Source organism: Microcoleus sp. Pol7_A1 (assembly GCF_036701085.1).
In the GTDB taxonomy this organism is placed as follows: Bacteria; Cyanobacteriota; Cyanobacteriia; order Cyanobacteriales; family Microcoleaceae; genus Microcoleus; species Microcoleus asticus.
Map to the genome: position 1 here is coordinate 232,012 of NZ_JAUBQD010000003.1, position 21,958 is coordinate 253,969.

Here is a 21,958-nt window from a genome sequence, read left to right on the forward strand (position 1 = left end):
TAGCCTACATTGCCCTATGTTTGAAGCCCTCGCCGATCGACTCGAATCCACCTGGAAAAAACTGCGCGGACAAAATAAAATCTCCGAGTCCAACATCCAAGACGCGCTCAAAGAAGTCCGCCGCGCCCTCCTGGAAGCCGATGTCAACCTCCAAGTCGTCAAAAACTTCATCGGAGAGGTCGCAGCCAAAGCACAAGGCGCAGAAGTCGTTTCAGGCGTCCGTCCCGACCAACAATTCATCAAAATCGTCCACGACGAACTCGTGCGCGTCATGGGGGAGACCAACGTACCCCTCGCCACAGCCGAATCCGGGCCCACAGTTATCCTGATGGCGGGTTTGCAAGGAACCGGGAAAACCACCGCTACCGCCAAACTAGCGCTGCACCTCCGCAAACAAAATCGTACCGCACTGCTAGTCGCAACCGACATTTATCGACCTGCGGCGATCGATCAATTGCTCACACTCGGCAAACAAATCGACGTACCAGTATTTGAATTAGGCAAAGACATTGACCCCGTAGAAATTGCCCGCCAAGGCATCGAACACGGCAAACAAATCGGCATTGATACCATCATCGTCGATACAGCAGGCCGCCTGCAAATCGACCAAGACATGATGGCAGAATTGGCCCGCATCAAACAAACAGTACAACCACACGAAACGCTGTTAGTTGTTGATGCCATGACCGGCCAAGAAGCAGCAAATTTAACCCGCACCTTTCACGAACAAATTGGCATTACCGGCGCAATCTTAACCAAATTAGACGGCGACAGCCGCGGCGGTGCAGCCTTATCCGTCCGGCAAATATCCGGCGCGCCGATTAAATTTGTCGGCGTCGGCGAAAAAGTGGAAGCCTTGCAACCATTTTATCCCGATCGCATGGCATCGAGAATACTCGGCATGGGCGATGTCTTGACGCTAGTAGAAAAAGCGCAAGAAGAATTCGACATCGCCGACGCCGAAAAAATGCAAGAGAAAATGCTCACGGCAAAGTTTGACTTTACCGACTTTCTCAAGCAAACCAGACTGTTAAAAAATATGGGTTCCCTCGGCGGCATCATGAAAATGATTCCGGGGATGAACAAACTTTCAGACGAACAAATGCGGCAGGGAGAAGTGCAGCTAAAACGCACCGAAGCCATGATTAATTCGATGACAGTTGAAGAACGCCGCAATCCCGAACTTTTAGCAAGTTCTCCATCCCGCCGCCGCCGCATCGGCAAAGGCGCCGGCTACGCTGAAAACGACGTAACTAAGCTGGTGAGCGACTTCCAGAAAATGCGCACCATGATGCAGCAAATGAGTCAAGGCAACTTCGCCGGAATGCCCGGAATGCCCGGAATGCCCGGAATGGGCGGCCCCGGAATGCAGCCCGGTTCCCGCGGCTATATGGGTGCCCAGCAGAAGAAGAAAAAGAAAAAAGATAAGCCCAAGAAAGGTTTCGGACAGTTGTAAAAAGTGGGGGCGGGTTTCATCAACAATAATTGCCTAAAACCGATAATCTTGTAAACCTGCCCCCACCCAGTCCGAGATTCCTTTATTAGTATTGGTGGAATATGTAAGAACTATCAAACTTTAACTCTTTTCTTGTTGCCAGTTTCTACATGAAAAAAGCCTGCTACTCAACCAGAAACCATATCTATAGAATTGCCAAATTCGATCGGGCTTCTTGTCAGTAGCTAGCAATTCGAGGCCCTAGCATTGGCAAATCTGGACTTGAGATTAGAGAGGACCGCAGAAGGAGAATTAATAGTCAATCCACCTAGAGGAGGAGAATCAGGCCAGAGAAACCTTAGTATCAGTACGCAACTCGGCAACTGGTGCGAAACACACTAAGATTTAGGAGAAGGCTTTGACTCTTCTACTGGATTCATCCTCCCCAACGGTGCTCGCCTTTGTCCCGATGCTTCCTGGGTGAGTCGAACTCGCTGGGAAGCCTTGACACCAAAACAGCGCAAAGGCTTTGTTACCCTGTGTCCCGACTTTGTAGTAGAATTGCGATCGGCATCCGATAGTCTCTCCACCCTTCAAACTAAGATGCGGGAATATATGGACAACGGCGCCAGATTGGGCTGGTCGATCTATCCGCAAAACAGGCAGGTAGAGATTTATCGACAGCAAGCAGAAGTAGAAATATTAATCAATCCTGCCGAGTTATCTGGGGAAGACGTATTGCCAGGATTTGTGTTGAATTTAAGGCAAGTAATGATTATTTTGGGGTAGGGAAATGGCATTGCCGTGTCCTCCGCTACAGTTTTTTAAACTTTTGAAAAATAGACGCATTTTGGCGATCGATCTGTTTACCGAAAATTCCTTTTCAACGAGGTAAACTAGATGTGATGCCAGCTTACTACCCCTACTTTTCGGCCTAATAGTTCGGTTGCCTTGAAGCTGTCTACAGCTTTAGAAAATAAATCTCCTTGCCCAAACTCACACCCCAACTCTCGCAGTTTCTGTAGCTGTGTTGGCGTTTCTATACCTTCTGCCACGATATCCATACCTCGGCTGCGAGCCAGCGTCACGATCGTCTGGATAATTTCTAAGCCACTGTTGTCTGCGCCCATGCGGCTGACAAAAGAGCGGTCAATCTTTAAGGTATCAATGGGAAACTCGTGTAAGCGGCTTAAAGAAGAGTAGCCCGTGCCAAAGTCGTCGATACACAACAGAATGCCTAGAGCTTTTAGCTGCTTCAACATCTTTTCTTCCCTGGATACTGTTTCTAAAATGCAACTTTCAGTAATCTCTAGTTTGAGAGAGTAGCTTGGAATTCTAGTCTGCTGCAAAAGCTCCTCAATTCGATTGAGTAGGTTTACTTGCTTGAGCTGCACGGCGGAAAGATTGACATTAATCGCCAAGGGAGGTGTTTGGGGAAACTGTTGCTGCCAAATACTAATCTGGTGACAAGCTTCCTGCAAAACCCACCACCCTAGTTCATTGATCAAACCAGTTTCTTCCGCCACAGGGATAAACTCGGCAGGCGGGTAGATCTTACCAGATGGGTGATACCAGCGCACCAAAGCTTCAAAGCCACTGAGTTGCCCCGTACAAAGCGAGACAATTGGCTGGTAGTGAAGGCAAAATTCTTGTAGCGCGATCGCCCTTCTCAAGTCATTCTCCAACTGCAAGCGTGTCATCGCAACAGTTTGCATCGCTGGATCGAAAACTTCGTAACGCCCTCTGCCTTCAGCTTTAGCATAATACATTGCGATATCCGCATCTCTGAGCACGTCTTCTGGGCGATCGTAACCCATTGTGCTCAGAATAATCCCAATGCTGACCTGAGTAAATACTTCATAATCATTCAAATTAAACGGCTGCCTTAATTGGTTTTGGATGCGTTCGGCCACCCTGATTGGTTCATCAAGATCTTTAATATCTTCTAGCAAGAGCACAAATTCATCTCCTCCAAACCGCGCAACTACATCTGTGTGGCGTAAAGAAGCTTGCAGTTGACGAGCAACGCTTTTTAGTAATTCATCCCCAACCAAATGTCCGAGGCTATCATTGACAACTTTAAAGCGATCGAGGTCAATAAATAGCACCGCATATAAATAATCTTTACGTCTGTATGACAAGTCGATCGCCTGTTGCAGGCGATTCATAAACCAAGCACGGTTGGGCAAATCCGTTAGAGCGTCGTGAAAAGCATCATGTCCTAATTTTTTTTCCCTTTGCAACAACAGAACTTGAGCCTGTTGAAGCTCGTTGCAGGCTTGTCTAAGTTCAGCCGTTTGAGAAGCCACCTGTTCCTCTAACTCAAAAGTGAGTTTCTGCAAGGCGGCTTCCGCCTCTTTTCGGGCTTCAATTTCCTCTTTGAGAAGCACATTTTGCTCTTCCAGGGTCTTGGTCAAATTTCGCAGTCTCAGGTGTAGCTGCACGCGGGCTAGGACTTCCTCTTGCTGAAAGGGTTTGGTGATATAATCTACTGCCCCCATTGACAGGCCTTTAACCTTATCCACGCGATCGGTAAGACATGTCATAAAAATCACAGGGATATCTTTCGTTGCCACCGATGCTTTTAAGCGGTAGCAGGTTTCAAACCCATCTATCCCCGGCATCATCACATCTAACAATATGATATTTGGCGAAACTTCTTGTAGCTTTTCAATAGCACTTTCCCCATCCTTAGCAACTAAAACCTTGAAGCCTGACTCCTTAAAAAAATCGAACAGAAGTTTTAGGTTATTCGGGTGATCGTCAACAATTAAAATTACATTGTCTTTTGGGGTAAGCATTTTATTTTACCAAATGTGTTTTTACAAAAGCTAGTATTTCTTTTTCTTCAAAATTTTGGGCAAATTGCAATAGTTTATTAGCAAAGGGTAGATAGTTGCCGTGTATCTGCTTGAGTCTATTGGCTTCCTGCTCCACAGCTTCAATATCGCCGATTCGAGCCGCATTAAATAGCGCTACAAGCTCTGTTGATGGCGGTATCACCAGCTCACCACTTTGAACATTTAATAAATTAGTGAAACCTTCCTGCTGTTCGTTCGCCAAATCAGCAGGTTGCTCGTAAATCCATTCTATTTGCAAGTAAATCTTTAATACTTCTAGCAATTCTTCTACTTGGATAGGCTTTGACAGGAACTCGTTACAACCTGCTTCTTGGCTATTTTGCCTATCGAAGTTAAACACGCTAGCACTGGATGCTATCAATATTACATCTTTAAACTCTGATGACTTCCGAAAGCGCCGGGACATTTCCAATCCATCCATTACTGGCATCACTAAGTCTGTAATAATCAGATCGGGTTGAAAATCAGTGGCTTTATCTAAACCGTCTTGTCCATTACAAGCTTCCATAATTTTAAAACCTAGTGTTTCTAAAATATTCTTAATAAAACCTCGATTTTCCCATCTATCGTCTACTAGCAAAATTTTATTTTTATTTCCTTTGAAACCCCTTAAATTGGTTGAATTATTGCTCGAACGTTGAGCAATATATTCGGATGATTCAATCAACTCTAAATCAAGGTAAAAAGTGCTGCCTTTACCGAGTCTACTTTCGACTTTTATTTCTCCTCCCATCATTTGAACAATTTTCTGTGCGATCGCTAATCCTAACCCGGTGCCTTCAGCCTTCTGCTGGCTATTTCCGACTTGTTCAAACGGTAAAAATATTTTTTCTAACTGTTCTGGTGCCATCCCAACCCCAGTATCTTCGATATAAAAACGAATTTTAGTAAGTGGTGATTGGTCGGAGTCTTCCCCGTTACCTATTACACCTACCTTAAAAATAACACTTCCTTTTTCTGTAAATTTAATAGCATTGCTCAAAAGGTTAATCAAAACTTGGCGCAGTCGTTTTTCATCAGCATTGACAGCGTTAGGAAGTTGATTTAATACTTGATAATTAAATGTAATTTCTTTTTGTTCAGCTCGGATGCGGCAGATTTCTACAACCTCGATCAGAAAAGAAGGAAAATTAAAAGTTGAACTGTAAAGTTCCATTTTACTGGCTTCAATTTTAGAAATGTCTAAAATATCGTTAATCAGGGTGAGCAAGTGCGAACCACAATGGTGAATAATTTGGATAGCATCTTTTTGTTGAGGAGTGGTACTTTTATCGCGTTCCATAATTTGAGCGTATCCTAGAATCCCGTTCAGGGGGGTGCGGAGTTCATGGCTCATGTTGGCGAGAAACTGGCTTTTGGCGTGGTTAGCAGTATCAGCGGCAACTTTTGCCTCTTTTAGCTCACTTGTCCGTTCTTCTACTCGATTTTCTAACTCTGAGTTAGTATTTTCTAAAGCAGCAAAAGACTCGCGCAATTGCTGTGCCATTTGGTTAAAAGATTGAGCGAGAATTCCCAGTTCATCTATGCCATTTACCTCTACTTCTTGGTCTAATTGACCGCTAGCGATCGCTCTACTTGCTTTACTTAAACGAAAAATAGGATGGGTAATCCAGCGGGAGGCGAGGATTCCTAACAACGTCGCTAGCACTAACGCTAAAATGCAGAGTAAAACTGTGCTGCGGGTATTGGCATTGATCTGCTCCATAAAGTCGGCTTCTGGAACGACTACAACAATCAGCCAATCGAGACCTCGACCATCTTGGAATGGGGATACTTGCACGAATTCCCGCTGGCCATTTAGGATGAAGTCTAGTTGCTGGTTGCTGTCAATTTCGTTGAAGTTACCAAAGCGTTCTATTAAATGCTTCGCTGTACCCTCGATCAAAGGTACGCTGCTTTCAATCGCTTTTAATCTTTGCGTTTTTTTGCTATTTTTGGTGTTAATAAATGGCTTCTCGGCGGTGGAAGAAGCCACTAGCAAGCCCGAGCGTTCTATGATGAAAGTCTTTCCCGATTTACCAATTTTTAAACTTTGGAGAAAGTCGCCAATTTTTGAGAGAAATAGATCGGTACTTACAACTCCTCGAAAAGTGCCATTTTTGTCGTAAACAGGTTGGCTAGCGGAGATTCCTAGGCTAGGTTGAATAAAATATTGATAAATTTTATTCCATTGGGGTTTGCCTGCAACTTTTGCGGCTTTATACCAGCCTCGAATGCGGGGGTCGTAGTCTGGGTGGGTTTCCTTAAACTGAGTCGGGTTGCCCTCTCTATCTACGCTGACGATCGTATCGATAAAATTAGTAGAGCGATCGGTTATTTCAATAACAAGAGTGCCATCATCCTTATATCCAGCACCTGCAAATTCTTTTTTTTCTCCTCCAAAACTGATGTAATTAACGGTGGAAAATTGCTTGAGCTGCCAGAAAAAGTAACTTCTCATCGAACCCATATTGTCTGGATTCCACAACCCAAAGCGGCGAATGGCATCGACGCTGATGGCATTGACCAAGTGGGGCGTTTCCAAGTAAGTGTTTAGTTGTTGATTGATGCGGGCGAGTACCTCCGTTCGTAATTGGCTAGTAACGTTGTTGACGGCAGTTTTGCCGTTGCGTAGGGAGAGCCAACCTGTCAGTCCCACAGCGGCAAAGATTTGCAGGACAAATGGTACGACTAAGACGAGGCGCAGCGGGATTTTTTGATGGTTTTTTACAAGTTCATGCTCACTTGCGATTAGTGTCATGGCGGAGTCATTTTAGTATGTGGATTGTTTCAATAACAACAGTCGCTCACTGTTGCTTATTTAAAGTTACTTCTAGGGAAATTATTGATTCCCTCTCTCTTTAAAGCCAATTGGTTTCATAATATCTTATTGTTGAATAACTGGAGTGAAACGAGCAGCTAATACTGGTACAGTTGACAAATTTATGAAAAAAAAAACAGCTACCCCATTTAAGACTGAAGTTCCCTAAATCTCAAACGCGGTATATTTTGCTTGGGGTGGCAGTGTGAGCCTACGTGCAGATTGCATTGATATTGAGTACACCTCCATTCACTTGTAGGTCTTGACCTCAATCCTAATTGATCTAAGCATACAATTATAGTCAGGGCTTACGCGCGATACGGCCTGAAACCCACCTCCCTCGTCCTGCGCTTAAAAAGAGAGGAACGGCTTGAAAAACTGGTACTTGAAAGCCTACTTGGGAAGGGGCTTTGGGGTATCTATGCGTAAGTCCTAAGCTTACGCCAGCTTAATTGCGGTTTTAAACGGGATCGGTGACCCGTCCCACAAGGATTCTAAAACTGAGGAAATGGCAAACTAGATGCACAATAGCTTAATAGTCTATAGTGCATAGTAGCTAAATCAACCCTAAACTCAACAGTGCCATGAGTTCAGGTTGAATCAGATGCGAAACAGAAAAAGATTTGATTGCACGGGCGATCGCCGGAAACATAGGGGGCTGACCGAGATAGCGTTGAAATCCGCTGTTTGCCAGTTTCGTTTTTTCTTCCAGGCATACGTCTAATCTCCCACACCCCATCTAAAAACGACAGCCGCACCCCCGGAGGCGAGAGAATCAGTTCAACAGCTTTAAACTCTCTCCAATTTAATCGATCAATTAAGATAGGTTCATCAAGCCTTTCTAAGGTTGTTTCTAAATTGTTGTCATCCCAACCTCTCCTTACTCAATCTCATCTTAATTAGATCTGCGTTTATTGGCGCTCATCTGCCTGCATCTGCGATCGCAATCCTCTCTACTTTCCCAAAGTTCCCTTGTACTCGTCCGGTACAAATTCCGTAACTACTTGACCGCCGCCACCGTCGCCTTTGACAATCACAGTTTGATTTTTCAACTCTCCCGCCGCCCTCGGCCCAGTCAAATTAAACACCGGATTTAGTTGCTTGTAAACCACATTTCCTTCTGCGTCGAAAGTCTGGTTAGTTAAATACCACGTTACTCGATCGGTATTTAATTGAGCTTGACGTTTTTCCCCGATTCCTACCACATTTCCCGTCAAATAAAAGATTTTTTTCTCTAAATCTCCCCGCCCCGTATCCCCAGTCATCGTCACCTTTTCCACGCGGTGAAATACCTTCACAGGCCCGGGCGATATCACAGATTGCGCCGGAAAATTCCAACTCATCAAACTGCTTTCTATTTGCAGCGGCGGGTCTGATGGCATCAACTGAGCATTTTTGGTCAGCGTCGCAATCTTGGTTTTTAAGTCTACATCTACTTGGTCGGCAAAACCGCTGTCTGTGATTTTTTTATCTTTGTATTTGTCAATTTGAGTCGGTTTGTCGCTGTTTACCTTTTGTTGTTCCACAAACCACACTAAGTGCTCGGTTCGCAATTGCAAAACCGGATCTTTAACATTTGCCACCACCGAACCGAATAACTCCATCCTCTTAGCCCTGCTGAAAACCCGCGCTTCCTTCGCTGAAGCCGTCACCTGTTTGTTCTCTCCCGTTAAATTGTTGCGAACAACTAAGACATCTTCCTTCGGCCGCCACTCCAACTCATTTCCCCGCAATACCACTCCATTTTTAAGGTCAGTAGCGACTATGTTACCTTTGAGAAAAACTTGATTTCCTTCCTGAAATACCTGCCCCGTTTCTCCCTGAATGTCGTAAATTTCTTTGCCGTCCTGAAACAATTTGCCCACAGGCTTCTGAATGTTAACTATCTTTTTGTCTTTGCTGTAAACGGCATTTTGCGAGTTTACTTTCCAGAACGTCTCGCCCTTTTCGTTTGCTTGCTCTAGAGTTACTTTGTTCAAAGTTAAAGTGCTGTTTGACTGTTGAGCAGTTTTGAGATCCTCAGCTAATTTGTTCTTTTGAGTTTCTTGCGGAGCCCCACAAGCACCAACCCCCAAAATCAGTGCTGCTAAAAATAGCAGCATCAATTTTGGGGATTTGAGATTGGGGATTTGGGATTTGAGATTAATCATTGGCAAATGGGAATTGGTAATAGGTAATTGGGAATTGGTAATAGGTAATTGGGAATTAATAATTGGGTATTGAAAAACAATTAATCAAAAATTAAAAATGTGTCATGTTTTGTCTAAATTTTTAACTTTTAATTTTCAATGATTTAACCCATTCACCATCACCCATTACCCGTTACTCATTACCCATTACCCATTACGAAATCCCTATCTGTCGTCGTGTTCGTCCATCAAGCTCAGACCCGACAAAGGGCGGTAAGCATAATTAGGGCGCGATGTTTTTTGGATGTCGTCCTTAATCATTTCCAAATCGATATAGCGATCGGCTACATTAATCAAACTGTCGCTCGTCATCGATCGCAAACTCACCACCTCAACCCGCACGCCGCGATAGCTCACAGCGTCTACAGCATAAGCCAAATCGCCGTCACCGCTGACCAGAACCGCCGTATCGTAAGATCCCACTAAAGCCATCATATCCACAGCGATTTCTACATCTAAATTCGCCTTCTTAGAACCGTCCGGCAACTGTACCAAATCCTTAGAAATCACCCGGTAGCCGTTGCGGCGCATCCACAGCAAAAACCCTTGCTGTTTTTCGTTAGTGCGATCGACACCCGTGTAGAAAAAAGAGCGCAGCAGCCGCGAACCCGCAGTTAAACGGCACAGCAGCTTAGTGTAATCAATCTCAATTCCTAACTGCAAAGCCGCGTAAAAAAGGTTAGAGCCGTCAATAAAAATTGCTACTCGACCCCGATTTTCTAGCACCTGTTCCGGCGTAAAAAGGTCATTGCTTTCTATTCTATTCAACATGATTCTTATGCCTCAATTTTTATGAAAGATTGGTAAGGAAATAACTGCTAATTCGTAGTCTGTCATAGCACCTCAAGCGCTGGCTGCCAACTATGAAGGTACTGTTTCAAGCAGTTCGAGCCGCTTAAAAACAGGTTGAGGTTCCCCCAGAGTTTGGTTGGCCGGCAAAGCGCCCCAGGCCGCATGATCTGCAAAATTCGCTAAACTGTTAACTGTAACCCGATCGTTAAAGTCAATTGAAAAACCTAGCTGTTGATAGATAGCGTTGCTGATATTGGGAATAATCGGCGATAAAAGGTAAGATGCTAGTCTAACAGATTCCAGAACAGAATATAGCACTTGTTCGACACTTTCTATCTGTCCCTGCTTGTACAAACTCCAAGGTGCTTGCACGTCAATAAACTTGTTCCCGGCTCGCACTAATGCAAGCACGGCTTCGCAAGCCTTGCTAAAAGCCAACTCTTCGTAAAAACCCGCTACTCGATCGCCCAAATCCAGGCTCATACCCTTGAGAAGGTTGTCCCCGTCAATGTTTTCGCCCGACACATTTGGCACGCAGCCACCGCAATATTTGCGAGCCATGTTTAACGTGCGGTTAAGCAAATTTCCCAAATCATTTGCTAGCTCAGCATTCAATATATTGATAAACCGAGTTTCGTTAAAATCGCCGTCCTCTCCGAACTCAATTTCTTTGAGGAAATAGTAACGCACTGCATCAGCGCCGTATTTCTTGACCAATTCGACGGGATCTAAAGTATTACCCTCCGTTTTCCCCATTTTTTTGCCATCTTTGGTCAAAAACCCGTGAGCGAAGACCCCGCCCGGCACCGACATACCCGCTGACAGCAGCATTGCCGGCCAGTAAACTGCGTGGAAGCGGAGAATATCTTTGCCAATCAAGTGCAGGTCAACCGGCCACCATTTAGATAAAGCATTCTCCAACGTCGGGTCGCTGTCCGGATCTACCAAAGCGGTGACGTATCCCAGCAAAGCGTCAAACCAGACGTATATGGTGTGACTGGGGTCAACCGGTATTGGCAGACCCCATGCCAGATTCACTCTAGAAATCGAAAAGTCTTGCAGTCCAGAGTTGACGAAGCTCAGCACTTCGTTGCGGCGACTTTCCGGCGCGATGAAGTCGGGACGTTCTGCGTACAAGGCCAGCAGTTGGTCTTGATACCGCGACAGGCGAAAAAAGTAATTTTCCTCGTCGCGCCACTCAACTTCCTTGCTGGTGTGGACAGAGCACCGATTTCCTGGCAACAAATCCCGTTCATCTTTGAATTCTTCGCAGGAAACGCAGTACCAGCCTTGTTGCTGGTTCAAGTAGATGTCGCCGGAGTTCCAGACGCGCTGGAAAAATTCTTTGACAATGTACTCGTGGCGCCGCGAAGTTGTGCGGATGAAGCGATCGTACTGGATGTCGAGTTGCTCCCAAAGCGCCTCAAACCCCGGAACCACTAAGTCGCAGTGAGCTTGGGGCGATCGTCCCAAACTCTCGGCTGTCCGCTGAATTTTCTGCCCGTGTTCGTCAGTCCCCGTCACCAGTAAAACTGATTTGCCCCGCAGCCTCTCAAATCGGGCTAGGGCATCGGCTGCCATAGTCGTGTATGCGCTGCCAACGTGAGGTAAATCGTTTACATAATACAGAGGTGTTGTGATCGCAAAGGTATTCTTAGTTTTATCGGTCGATTTCATTGAATGCTAAAAGAAAATTCCCTAAATCTCGTTTCGATCTTAACTCAGCGGTTAAATTTTTTATGAAGTGGCAATGAAGCCAAATATACTGCAAGTTATTTGCAATTGTTTAACCCGGGCTATTCCCAAAAGAAATATCGCTTTCATATCAACACTAATCTTTTTTAGTTCTTTTTGACAAACTCTCTAAAATGTCTTAATATTTTGACATTTTGCTGGATTCGGGTTCCGCGCGATCGCCGCTCCCGCGTCCTCAATTCATTTTTCGCCACCATCCATAGAGTCGGCGATCGCGCACCCGGTTTGCACCAAAACTCCTCACTTGAGCCGCTAAACCCGCCGTTCGACTGGACGCAGAAACCGGGTTGTTTACAAAACTCTCTCGTCAAGCGCAAAGCTTTAGTTTCTTGTGTCAAAAAGAGTATAAAAGCCTAGGTTTTTTCTCACAAAACCCGGTTTATAAAGGTTGCGAGTGCGTCCACAGATAATAAAACCCCAAGCCAGTTAAGCTTGAGGCTATCAAATTAGGGTGCATCTAACAACGGATTATCCGATCGCCCTCGATCGCCATCAGGAAAACTAACTCGATTTCCGCCAATAGCTTCTGACAAATAATCCGCAGCAGCTTCCACCACCGCGATCGCATTTTCGTAAACCATCCGCGTCGGCCCCAAAACCCCAACGCTACCCACCGGCACCGATCCCCGGCGGTAAGTCGAAGAAATCAGAGTACAGCCACGAATTGGTTCTAAAGAATTTTCCGAACCAATACGCACTGTTACCCGCTTCCCGGGGGTGTCCAACTCAGGCGATTCAAAAATCAAAGGCCAAAGCAGTTCTTGCTCTTGTTCGAGCAGTTGCACCAGGGTTTGAACTTGCTGCAACTGCGAAAACTCAGGCAAGCGCAGCGCTTCTGCCAAACCGCCGATCAGAATCCGCGTGTAGGTTGGATTGCTTTGGCGGCTGCTCAAAGCAGTCAGCATCGTTCCCATCCACTCAGCGTACAGTTCAAAGTCCCGGTCTAACTCGCTCCAGTCTACAGTCGAGAGTTCCGAGAGCGATCGTCCCCGCAACTTGGTGTTCAAAAAATTCGACAAAATCTGCAATTGGCGATCGACGATTTCGACATCAGGCTTGTTACCTTCTGCGTCCCTCGGCAACTGCACCAAAACCGACTGAGTTTCGTAGGCATCCGTCACCACGATCAGCATCACCTTTCCCGGCTCTAGCTGCACCAGTTGCAAGTGGCGCAAGCAAGCCATATTGGTTTGCGGTATGGTGATCATCGCTATGTAACCGCTGATTGTTGCCAGGATTTGAGCAGCGCCGCGGAGTGCGGCGTCCATGCGACCGTCCGACCAATTGAGCTGGTCGAGTACCTGTTCTACCTTGCGGGCCAGCGTATCAGAGGGCTGAATTAACTGGTCTACGTAAATTCGGTAGCCGGAGTCAGAGGGGACTCGTCCTGCCGAAGTGTGGGGCTGATAGAGCAATCCAGCTTTTTCAAGAGTCCCCATCGCATTGCGAATTGTAGCTGGGCTGACGCTGAGGTTGAATTCGTCAGCCAAAGCTTTTGAGCCAACGGGTTCCGCTGTTGCTATGTAGTGGCGAACCGTTGCCCAAAGGATGTGTTGTTGCCGATCGGTGAGGTTAACGCGCACAGATATTTAAGCAGAATTAGTATTGAGACAATTTGCCACTATCGAGTCAGAAGCTCTGTCCTTAAGGGCGATCGGGCAGAGTTATCTATTTAAGATAACAGATTTAGGCGAAGGAAGTTCAGCAACGGATTGTGTACTGGATTTTACGGATTGTCTACGGGATTTTACGGATCGATGTTGAGGGAATGAACAGGGAAAAATATTTTAACTTTTAACTTGTAACTTTCAATTTGGGAAGCTTCGCTTTCCCGAACCCGATCTCTACCCAATGCCCCATTCCTCGGTTTCGCTTTACGCAATGCCCTTTAAGTGTGTTCTTGCAGAATATTTTGCAGGTAACTAGCCACTGCATCCGGCTGTTCCACCATTGCCAAATGGCCGCAATCGGGTAGCTCAAGGACATTCTCGCCGCAACCTTGGAACATCCAGTGAAAGCTAGCCAAATGCAGCACGTATTTGGGTTCCATAATTTTGTCTTTAGTGCCGGCAATAAAATAAACAGGCTGCTTTAGTTGGGACACAATTTGTGGCAAGAGGTGAATTTCCGGTTCTGTGGTCGAGTCCAATAAAGCCCCCAAAGCTGCCTCTGGATGAGCTCTCACGAAATCTCTCAAGCGCTGCCGTCCCCAGGAGCGACCGATCGAGCTGGCTACAGAATCCCGGCCAAACACGAAATCTGCTAAAGGCAAGTGAGACAGCCAGCCGGGACGCATTTTCACTAGCTGCTTGCCGACCGCTCGAAACCGCTCGAATTCTTCCTTAAGATAGATGCCGCCGCCTGCATTCATGCAGACGACACCTTTAACGCGATCGGACAATTGGCTGGCTCCCCAAAGAGCGATCGTACCGCCCAGAGAATGTCCTACCAGCCAAGCACAAGAAATATCGAGTTTTTCTAATAAAATTGCCAAATCGCGAGCGTAAGCTGCGGGAGTGTAGCAGGAATTTAGCGGTTCCGAAGGCCCGGTATAGCCGCCTCCGTCGGATTGAGAATCGCCAAACCCCCGCAAATCGTAGGTCAGGCACTGATAGTTTGGTGCCAAGCGATCGGTCAAAGGTTGCCAGTAGCGACGGCTTAACAGCCACCCGTGGACAAATACCAGAACCGGAGAAGTTGCAGTCGGAGTCGTCAAATCGTAAGCGTGCCGAACCCCTAGGATGTCGATTTTTGCCATAATTTTATTTTATCCGCTCTCTAATACCTATGTAAACCTATGTAAATAAGTCAAAAAGACTCAAATCTATCGATTTACCGCTTACTTCCTGCTTCAACCCGGTCTTAAGCTGACGCTCAAGATGTTTGTCCACTTCACAGGAAATCTTGGCATAGCTTGCCATTTTATCCGAACACCCTGTAATAAATATTCCTTCAAACCAGCGTTGTATGTTTTTTGCAGCATTCAAATCTATGTCGGGTGTATTACCGGGAACATACATAAACGCGATTTTTCAATGGCATTTTGTGGCGATTATCTCCACAATTTTAGCAAATTTTAAAACAGGAAAACCATCGGTCTATCAGTGTTTGTCGAGATCAAAACTTTGCTGTTTTTTTTAGTTAAATTTTGCTTTTCTACATCTAATATTCGGCTATTATACCGCTAGATGTTAATTGCTTAAAAAAGTTTTAATTACTCATTTTTTTATTTTACTTTGTCGCGGTTTTTGGCTAGGTGATACGTAAGTTTATGAGCGCATTTTTGCGGACATTGACTACTTTTACGTGTAGTTTTACCAGCTTATTTACTGAATTTGTACGACGGTTATAGCATCGGATTTTACGACTCACCGCCGCTGTTTGCGCTTCAACTTTTTGCTCATCTTTCGGTAAGCTTTGGGGCTACCAAATACTTGACTGTTAGAGCAAACACCGAGTTCTTTAATACCGATATCAACGCCCACAGACAGTCGTTCTACCTCGACTATGGGCGATTATATCTCATATCTTACCGCTATCAACCATCGGTCAGCGGTGCGACTAATTACGCAATTGTGTGCGGTTGTAATGGGTAAGGTTTCGCACAGTCTAACCCAACCTATTTTATGGAGCTTGATACGCTTACCATCGTTGCTAATTCTTGGTTGAGATTTTGTACCTGGCGCTATAAAAAAACACATTAATCAGTTAATGCTTGCTGTGATGATAGTTTTTAACTCTTGTAATACCACGGGTAAATACTTTGAATTTCAGCTACAACAAAACGTTTTGGTAATTTGATAGGTTTAGGAATTTTTACGGTTTTATCTGTTGCTCGCAACGCCAATACTTCTAGCATTATCCCGTTCGCCCAATTGTAAGCGTGTCTTGCTACTCTACTATGTTGACGGAATAGAGCCACCTGTTGATTATTAGGTTTTAATTCGGTCTTAAACGAAAGTTGCACTTTTTAAACTCCCGTATTGATCTCGCACGTCTTTTCTATTATGGCGGTTCTTTGGTAGATGAGGTACGCAATCAAACTTAAAAAGCTTGACAACACGATTGTTTAGGCCTATCTCATTTTTATGAGAACCGCTATCTATACTCGTTTGTACGAACAATCTTGCCGAGCTTTTAACCCTATGTCACTGGAAAACTTCTGCAAACTAATGTCTACTTATGTAAATCTAGTTATTTAGCACTCGGCAGCTTGCCCTAAAATCGCTCGCCCAGCAATCTTTGTCGTACCCCCTCAGCGATTTTCTGCCCCAGATACTCGGGAATTAAACTTTCATTTGGCCCCAACAAGTAAAGAATCAGGCGAGTTCGCCCCCGCCAAACCAGCAAATTAGCATTTACCACCAACAAATCTTCTTGCCAGATGGCATACATAACTTTGTAAAAAAGTCCCGGTTGATTATCTGCTTCAATGAGCAAAGCTGGCAAGTGGAAAACCGGATCGACGTAGAATTCAGTTGCCACATCTTCCAAACCCGCGTCTAAATTAAATTCAACCGCCAACATCTCTTCAACCTCAAAATGCCCCGCCAATGCCTCTCGAACGGCTCTACAGACGTTTTCTGCTGTTTTATCTGCCAGTACCTTGCCACCGCGAGATACGACCAATTTGATAAATACCAGCATGGGCGGGTAAATTTGACCGTACAGACTCAGACTGTGAATCGTCAGTCCGTAGGCGGCGAGCACTCCAAAAATATCGCTCAATAGAAAAGACTGGTTCCGGTAAGCAAAATGCAGGGCACTTTTGTTACCTTCGGCTCGGATTTCGATGACTGCTTGCCGAGTTTTGTAAAGCTGGTAAGCTAATTTGAGGTTTTGCAACTGGATTTCGCTGCTGACAAATTGCTCATAAAACTGCGGAAACGCTCGGTTAAAGCGCTTGAGAAGTTCTAGTGTAGATGGTTTTAAACCCGAAGCCATAATTGAGGAGAAGGTGCGGGAAATATAATAGGTATTGACTCTTCCATGCCTTATGGCAATGGGATTTTCGATTCGACGATTCGACTTAAATTGTGCCCGTCTCCTCACTAAAAGCAAAAGTCAAATCTGTCTGAGAACTTATCACGAGAATGTCACCGTTGCGCCATTCCAGTGGTATTTCCCACCAAGGGTATAAGTTCCGGCGCGATCGGCGGCACTCAAAAGAAGCATTTCCCAAAATGCCTCTGTCCTGGTTCGGCAACAAATTTTACCTTAAAAGCGGGTTGTCCGGGCACTGGCTAGCAGAACTGTTCTACCAAAATTGACAGAATCAAAAAAGCGCAGACTCAATGTTGGACGACAAATCCCTGTTTTCGGCGTAAGATGAGTGTACCGTAAACTGTTCCTCAAGAGGCTACCGGCAATTGATCCTACGCCGATCGGAGTGGGTTTATCTGTCTGGTTCTCTTTCTCGTCGTCCAACTTCTACTACCTTAACCGCGCCTGCATGGGTTTTTGGAAAAACTTATTTAGTAGTTCTGAGTCTGCCTCTGTACCCCAAACAGCGGATTTTGAGGAAGATGTGGCTGTTGGGTTAGGCGATCCGCTTTCCCCAACGTTTCGCAAACCCGCCAGCGGCAACGCTCGCATCTTTTTCAGTTGCGATCGGGACATTGACCTCTACGAACTCGAAGAACTTTGTAATGCAGTGGGTTGGTCCCGCCGTCCCCTGCGTAAAGTCAAAAAAGCTATTCAGCACAGCTTCCTAGTCGTCTCTATGTGGGAGATGCGGGGCAGCCAGCGACGGCTGGTGGGTTTCGCCAGAGCGACTTCAGACCATGCTTTTAATGCCACGCTTTGGGATGTGGTAGTTCATCCTGACTACCAGGGCAAAGGCATGGGCAAGGCGCTGATGAAATACATCATTAAAAAACTCCGCAGTGAAGATATCAGCAACATTACCTTATTTGCTGACCCTCAGGTGGTGGATTTTTACCGCAATTTGGGCTTTATGTCCGATCCAGAGGGGATTAAAGGTATGTTTTGGTATCCAGATTAGCCCAGAGGTGCAGGTCGGCGTTGATTTGTTGAGGAAATACCATACAATATTAACGCTGCCAACACCGACTGCACCTGTGCGCTGGGGTCAGTTACGCTTGGATGTATCCCGGCAGCAGGGCAGTTATGAAGCTGTGCAACTATTGTCAGTCGATTTGAGATTTGAGACTTCGGCGTGAGACTTCGGCGAGACGTTCGGCGATCGCGACTCGACGGTGAGCGCTCAGTCGAACTATTTGAGATTTGACATTTATTCCACAGATGAATCTGGGAGGTTGAACAACAGTCTAAAATTGTGGGCGGCTCACGACAGAAGTACGTGGCACGGTATCCGTTTTTGGGTGGGGTCAAACCGCACAACCTGAAAAAAACTTTGCCTTAGCTGCATCAAGAGCTAAATATTTAAAAAAACTTGACAAGCTAGCGATTTTGTGCGTTAATTGTTAGAGGTTAGCTAACTATAACACCGGGATGTAGCGCAGCTTGGTAGCGCGCCTGCTTTGGGAGCAGGATGTCGCAGGTTCAAATCCTGTCATCCCGATCGAATAATGTTAAATAATAGATTGAAGCAAAAACTGCCTCTGATGTTTACATTTGGTCAAAACATTTGGTCAAAATCAAAACGTAGGCAGTTTTTGCCGATCGTGTGAAAGCGCGAGTCTTTGCGTTAATGTGTTTCAGGATCGTTCCTGATGGAAAAAACATGAAATCATTAGTTCGTTTGGGCGCAATATTGGGAATTGTCGGCAGCGCTCTGCTGGGCCCCTCCCCAATTGGCAAGATGTCTGCACTGGCACTGCCGGAACCGCAAATTTTGGAAAAATTGCGATCGGTGCCAGTATTTACGATTACAGACGCTCAGGGTGCGCCCCTGATCGCTTCTGTTCCCAAGCAGGGTCAGGGTCAAACTGGTAATGCTTCCGTGGCGGGAATTTTCATCAGCCAGAAAGATGCTCAAGCTTTTGTCGATCAACTGAAAACCAAAAATCCTCAGTTGGCGGCGTCGGTGCGCGTGATGCCGGTGTCGCTGGGGGAAATTTATCAGCTCACTCAAGCAAATAAAGGCAAGCCGGAGGAGGTGCAATTTGCTTTCGTTCCGGCTCCGGTGCAGGTGCAGTCGGCTAAAACTGTACTTCAGCAGACTGGTCAACAAGTTAACGAGTTCAACGGTGTACCTCTGTTTTTAGCCAGAGGCGGCGCGGAAAATGGTTATTTGACGATTCAGCGGGGTCAACAAGAGGTGATTCCCTTGTTTTTTAACAAGGAGGATTTGCAAGGAATGGTCGATCGTTTTAAGCAGCAGCAGCCGAACGTGACTGCCGCAATTAAGATTGAGGTGGTGAACTTGGAGAGCGTTTTGGAAGCTTTGCGCACTGAGAACGACCCGTTTTTGACCCAAATGATTTTGATTCCCTCGCGGGAGTCGCTGGAATTTGTGCGATCGCTCCAACCTGCCGGTGCGGGCCAAAATCCACAGCTTGCTCCGAATCAAACTCGACCGGCTCCTGCCTCTCCGGCTCCTGCTCGGCCGGCTCCTGCCTCTCCGGCTCCAGCTCGACCGGCTCGCTAATAGTTAGCCACCAGTCATCAGTCATCAGTCATCAGTCTTTAGTTAGTAGGTTGGGTTTCTCGATTCAACCTACTATTTATCAATTCTACTTATTAATTAGAATTACCAATTGCCAATTAGTAATTAGCAATTACCTGTTACTAAAAAGTCCTATGTTTGTTTCTGGTTTAGAGCTTTGGCAGTGGGTGAATCAAGCTAAGGCGGAGGCCATCGCCTCTGACATTCCCCTAGCAGAAATCGACTGGCTGCTGCAAGAGCTGGCTGGTTTGGATAGGTTGGCTCTGCGTTTGGAGTCGTTTAAAGATTTGCCAAAAATTGAATTAAAGTTGTCTTTATCTGAACTTACTCAATTGTGGCAGCGGCGCTTGCAGGAACGGGTGCCGGTGCAGTATTTAACGGGAGTTGCACATTGGCGGCATTTTTCGCTCAAAGTAACGCCGGCGGTGCTAATTCCGCGTCCTGAAACGGAATTGCTGATCGATTTGGCTGTAGAAGCTTTTAAAAGCTATTCAGTTAATCCAAAATCGCATTGGGTGGATTTGGGGACGGGCAGCGGGGCGATCGCGATCGGCTTAGCTTGTGCGTTGGCAAATGCTAGGATTTATGCGGTAGATTGCAGTTCGGAAGCTTTGGCAGTTGCTCGATTCAATGCTGAGAATTTGGGTTTTGGATCGCGAATTAATTTTTATCAAGGTTTGTGGTGGGAACCGTTAGCATTTCTCAAAGGTCAAGTCAGCGGCATGGTGTCTAACCCCCCTTACATCCCCAGCAGCACGGTGCTGACTCTGCAACCGGAAGTTGTCCAACACGAACCTCATCTGGCCTTAGACGGCGGTTTTGATGGGTTAGAGTGCATCCGGCATTTGGTAGAAACGGCTCCCGATTATTTAGAATCGGGGGGAGTTTGGCTGGTTGAGATGATGGCTGGACAAGCTGAGGCGGTAGCTGATATGCTGCAAAGTCACGGGAGTTACCGTGAAGTTCAGATATTTTCTGATTTAGCAGGAATCGATCGGTTTGCTTTAGCCTATCGGCGGTAGGGAGCAAGGCTAGCAAAGAGATAATTTCTCGACTGTGCATACTTGCTTAATTTTGAGAGATTATAGTTGGGGTAAAAACTGCGATCGCACTCAGCACCCAAGAGGTATCACTGTGAAGCTAGAATACCAGTTTACGTTCAAAGAATATTTAGAAGCTAGTAGAATTTCCACAAAATTAGAGACTTTCTCGGAAGTCGAGTTTTGGACTCGATCTGTACTTATTGTGGGGGGCGGAATTGTCTATATTATCGCTGGCCCAAATCCCCTTTGGGGTTATTTCATTATCGGTGTTGGCATCTGCTACATCCCTATTGTGAAGTTGCTAGAGCGGCGCAATATCATGTCCTTCGATAAAGGTTTCTTTTGGCTTTTGCTTTTTTTGGATATTAAATCTGCGCTCAAAGGGGAGATTTCATTGCAGCCTTTTTTGTTATTCTGGACAATTTTACAACTTGTTTATTGGATCTCTCAATTTTTTGGAGCCTTTCAACTCGGTAGGTGGATAGATAGAACTAATTTTTGGCACGAACTTGTTAGTTTACAAGTGACGGAATCAGGACTGGAGTTTAAAAATGCAAAGGTTAACATCAAAGTCAAGTGGGAATTTTACTCGCACTTCCTAGAGACAGAAAATTTGTTCGCTATCTATTTTTACGATTCTTCCAACATCCCGCATTTTTTCCCTAAACAGGCATTTAACCGAGAGCAGCGTCAAGTATTTAGAGAATGGCTATACACCAAGATTCCACAAGTTCCTCACGTTTAAATTAAAAATAATGAACTTTGAGTTTCAACTGAATGATAATGATTACGAAGAACCTCGTTTGGAGAATTTAAAAAAAACCTCAGAAGCTGAAAAATCAGAAAAGCGAACCATTCATAAGTGGGTATTGTTAATAGGACTCTTTTTTCTTGTGATGGGAATGCTCTCGCAAGAGAACGGCTTCTTAGTGGTGGGCGTTATTTTGTTGTGCCTGCCTATTTTTTGTAAAATTTTTGTGCAGACAGGCGTAGAAGAAATATATGAAATATATGATGTGAAATCCGACATAGGCGTAGATCGAGAGCGAGAGATGCCGAGCATCGCCAATTCTGCGAACTGCGGGCAACCTATGACTGTGGAAGTGATAGGAGAAGGGCTGGTACTTAATACTCCTAGTTGGCAAGGGACTTTTAAATGGGAAAATTTTGAATTCTTTACTGAAACCATAAATTTATTAGTAATCTATCCGGTGCCATCCCTCTATCCTGTGCCAGAATCGACTTTTATTATACCCAAGCGTGCATTCAGCGGTGAAGAGCAATTGTGGGATTTCCGAGAATTGCTGCACCACAATATCGGGAAACGCCGCTACAATTATTTAAATAAAACGCAGACCCAATTCTTCAATCTAAAATCTAAAATCTCAAGGTGAAGAGCAATTGTGGGATTTCCAAGAATTGCTGCACCACAATATCGGGAAACGCCGCTACAATTATTTAAATAAAACGCAGACCCAATTCTTCAATCTAA

18 protein-coding genes, 1 tRNA gene and 1 pseudogene are annotated in these 21,958 nt (G+C 45.4%); 8 read left to right on the forward strand and 12 right to left on the reverse strand.

The genetic code is table 11. The features are described from left to right. Nucleotides 1–16 precede the first annotated feature (16 nt). Together ffh and QUA20_RS03845 are read left to right on the forward strand one after the other, a co-directional pair. Nucleotides 17–1,456, forward strand: a complete 1,440-nt coding sequence (gene ffh / locus QUA20_RS03840; RefSeq protein WP_333185550.1) for a signal recognition particle protein — start codon at nucleotides 17–19, stop codon at nucleotides 1,454–1,456. Nucleotides 1,457–1,702: 246 nt separating this feature from the next. Next, nucleotides 1,703–2,224, forward strand: a pseudogene (locus QUA20_RS03845) (Uma2 family endonuclease). A 107-nt stretch (nucleotides 2,225–2,331) separates the two neighbouring features. Here the strand turns inward: QUA20_RS03845 and QUA20_RS03850 are convergent. From QUA20_RS03850 to QUA20_RS03900, 12 genes are all read right to left on the reverse strand, one after another. Continuing rightward, on the reverse strand, nucleotides 2,332–4,236 hold the full coding sequence (locus tag QUA20_RS03850; protein WP_333185551.1) for an EAL domain-containing protein: 1,905 nt from the start codon (nucleotides 4,234–4,236) through the stop codon (nucleotides 2,332–2,334). A 1-nt stretch (nucleotide 4,237) separates the two neighbouring features. Then, complete coding sequence (locus QUA20_RS03855) at nucleotides 4,238–7,036, reverse strand: ATP-binding protein (protein ID WP_333185553.1); 2,799 nt, start codon at nucleotides 7,034–7,036, stop codon at nucleotides 4,238–4,240. Nucleotides 7,037–8,049: 1,013 nt separating this feature from the next. Continuing rightward, a complete protein-coding gene (gene lptC, locus QUA20_RS03860; protein ID WP_333185555.1) occupies nucleotides 8,050–9,246 on the reverse strand; it encodes an LPS export ABC transporter periplasmic protein LptC in 1,197 nt (398 codons plus the stop codon). 204 nt (nucleotides 9,247–9,450) lie between these two features. Continuing rightward, complete coding sequence (locus QUA20_RS03865; protein ID WP_096831201.1) at nucleotides 9,451–10,056, reverse strand: LabA-like NYN domain-containing protein; 606 nt, start codon at nucleotides 10,054–10,056, stop codon at nucleotides 9,451–9,453. Between the two features lie 90 nt (nucleotides 10,057–10,146). Further along, nucleotides 10,147–11,754, reverse strand: a complete 1,608-nt coding sequence (metG, locus tag QUA20_RS03870) for a methionine--tRNA ligase (RefSeq protein ID WP_333185557.1) — start codon at nucleotides 11,752–11,754, stop codon at nucleotides 10,147–10,149. 164 nt (nucleotides 11,755–11,918) lie between these two features. After that, a complete protein-coding gene (locus QUA20_RS03875) occupies nucleotides 11,919–12,170 on the reverse strand; it encodes a hypothetical protein (protein ID WP_172187294.1) in 252 nt (83 codons plus the stop codon). 108 nt (nucleotides 12,171–12,278) lie between these two features. Further along, nucleotides 12,279–13,421 carry a heat-inducible transcriptional repressor HrcA gene (gene hrcA / locus QUA20_RS03880; RefSeq protein WP_425487375.1) on the reverse strand — a complete coding sequence of 381 codons (1,143 nt, stop codon included), beginning with the start codon at nucleotides 13,419–13,421 and terminating at the stop codon, nucleotides 12,279–12,281. Nucleotides 13,422–13,720: 299 nt separating this feature from the next. Further along, complete coding sequence (locus QUA20_RS03885; protein ID WP_333185561.1) at nucleotides 13,721–14,590, reverse strand: alpha/beta hydrolase; 870 nt, start codon at nucleotides 14,588–14,590, stop codon at nucleotides 13,721–13,723. A 37-nt stretch (nucleotides 14,591–14,627) separates the two neighbouring features. Beyond that, complete coding sequence (locus tag QUA20_RS03890; protein WP_333185563.1) at nucleotides 14,628–14,819, reverse strand: hypothetical protein; 192 nt, start codon at nucleotides 14,817–14,819, stop codon at nucleotides 14,628–14,630. 746 nt (nucleotides 14,820–15,565) lie between these two features. After that, nucleotides 15,566–15,799, reverse strand: a complete 234-nt coding sequence (locus tag QUA20_RS31925) for a helix-turn-helix domain-containing protein (RefSeq protein WP_445304641.1) — start codon at nucleotides 15,797–15,799, stop codon at nucleotides 15,566–15,568. Nucleotides 15,800–16,050: 251 nt separating this feature from the next. Beyond that, nucleotides 16,051–16,776 carry a hypothetical protein gene (locus tag QUA20_RS03895; protein ID WP_006631881.1) on the reverse strand — a complete coding sequence of 242 codons (726 nt, stop codon included), beginning with the start codon at nucleotides 16,774–16,776 and terminating at the stop codon, nucleotides 16,051–16,053. Nucleotides 16,777–16,861: 85 nt separating this feature from the next. Further along, nucleotides 16,862–17,014, reverse strand: a complete 153-nt coding sequence (locus QUA20_RS03900) for a hypothetical protein (RefSeq protein ID WP_333039846.1) — start codon at nucleotides 17,012–17,014, stop codon at nucleotides 16,862–16,864. A 270-nt stretch (nucleotides 17,015–17,284) separates the two neighbouring features. On the opposite strand from QUA20_RS03900, the gene QUA20_RS03905 reads away from it, so the two are divergent. The 6 genes from QUA20_RS03905 to QUA20_RS03930 all read left to right on the forward strand — a co-directional run bounded on the left by QUA20_RS03905 (nucleotide 17,285) and on the right by QUA20_RS03930 (nucleotide 21,860). Next, on the forward strand, nucleotides 17,285–17,836 hold the full coding sequence (locus QUA20_RS03905; protein ID WP_172187348.1) for a GNAT family N-acetyltransferase: 552 nt from the start codon (nucleotides 17,285–17,287) through the stop codon (nucleotides 17,834–17,836). A gap of 466 nt (nucleotides 17,837–18,302) precedes the next feature. Continuing rightward, nucleotides 18,303–18,376: transfer RNA gene (locus QUA20_RS03910), tRNA-Pro, on the forward strand. Nucleotides 18,377–18,538: 162 nt separating this feature from the next. Further along, a complete protein-coding gene (locus QUA20_RS03915; protein WP_333185565.1) occupies nucleotides 18,539–19,405 on the forward strand; it encodes a Tic22 family protein in 867 nt (288 codons plus the stop codon). A gap of 152 nt (nucleotides 19,406–19,557) precedes the next feature. Then, nucleotides 19,558–20,445 (forward strand): peptide chain release factor N(5)-glutamine methyltransferase, encoded by an 888-nt coding sequence (gene prmC / locus QUA20_RS03920; RefSeq protein WP_333185567.1) that lies wholly within the window; start codon nucleotides 19,558–19,560, stop codon nucleotides 20,443–20,445. Between the two features lie 112 nt (nucleotides 20,446–20,557). Next, a complete protein-coding gene (locus QUA20_RS03925; RefSeq protein ID WP_333185569.1) occupies nucleotides 20,558–21,211 on the forward strand; it encodes a YcxB family protein in 654 nt (217 codons plus the stop codon). A gap of 10 nt (nucleotides 21,212–21,221) precedes the next feature. Continuing rightward, nucleotides 21,222–21,860, forward strand: a complete 639-nt coding sequence (locus QUA20_RS03930) for a YcxB family protein (protein WP_333185571.1) — start codon at nucleotides 21,222–21,224, stop codon at nucleotides 21,858–21,860. The last annotated feature ends 98 nt before the right edge of the window (nucleotides 21,861–21,958 follow it).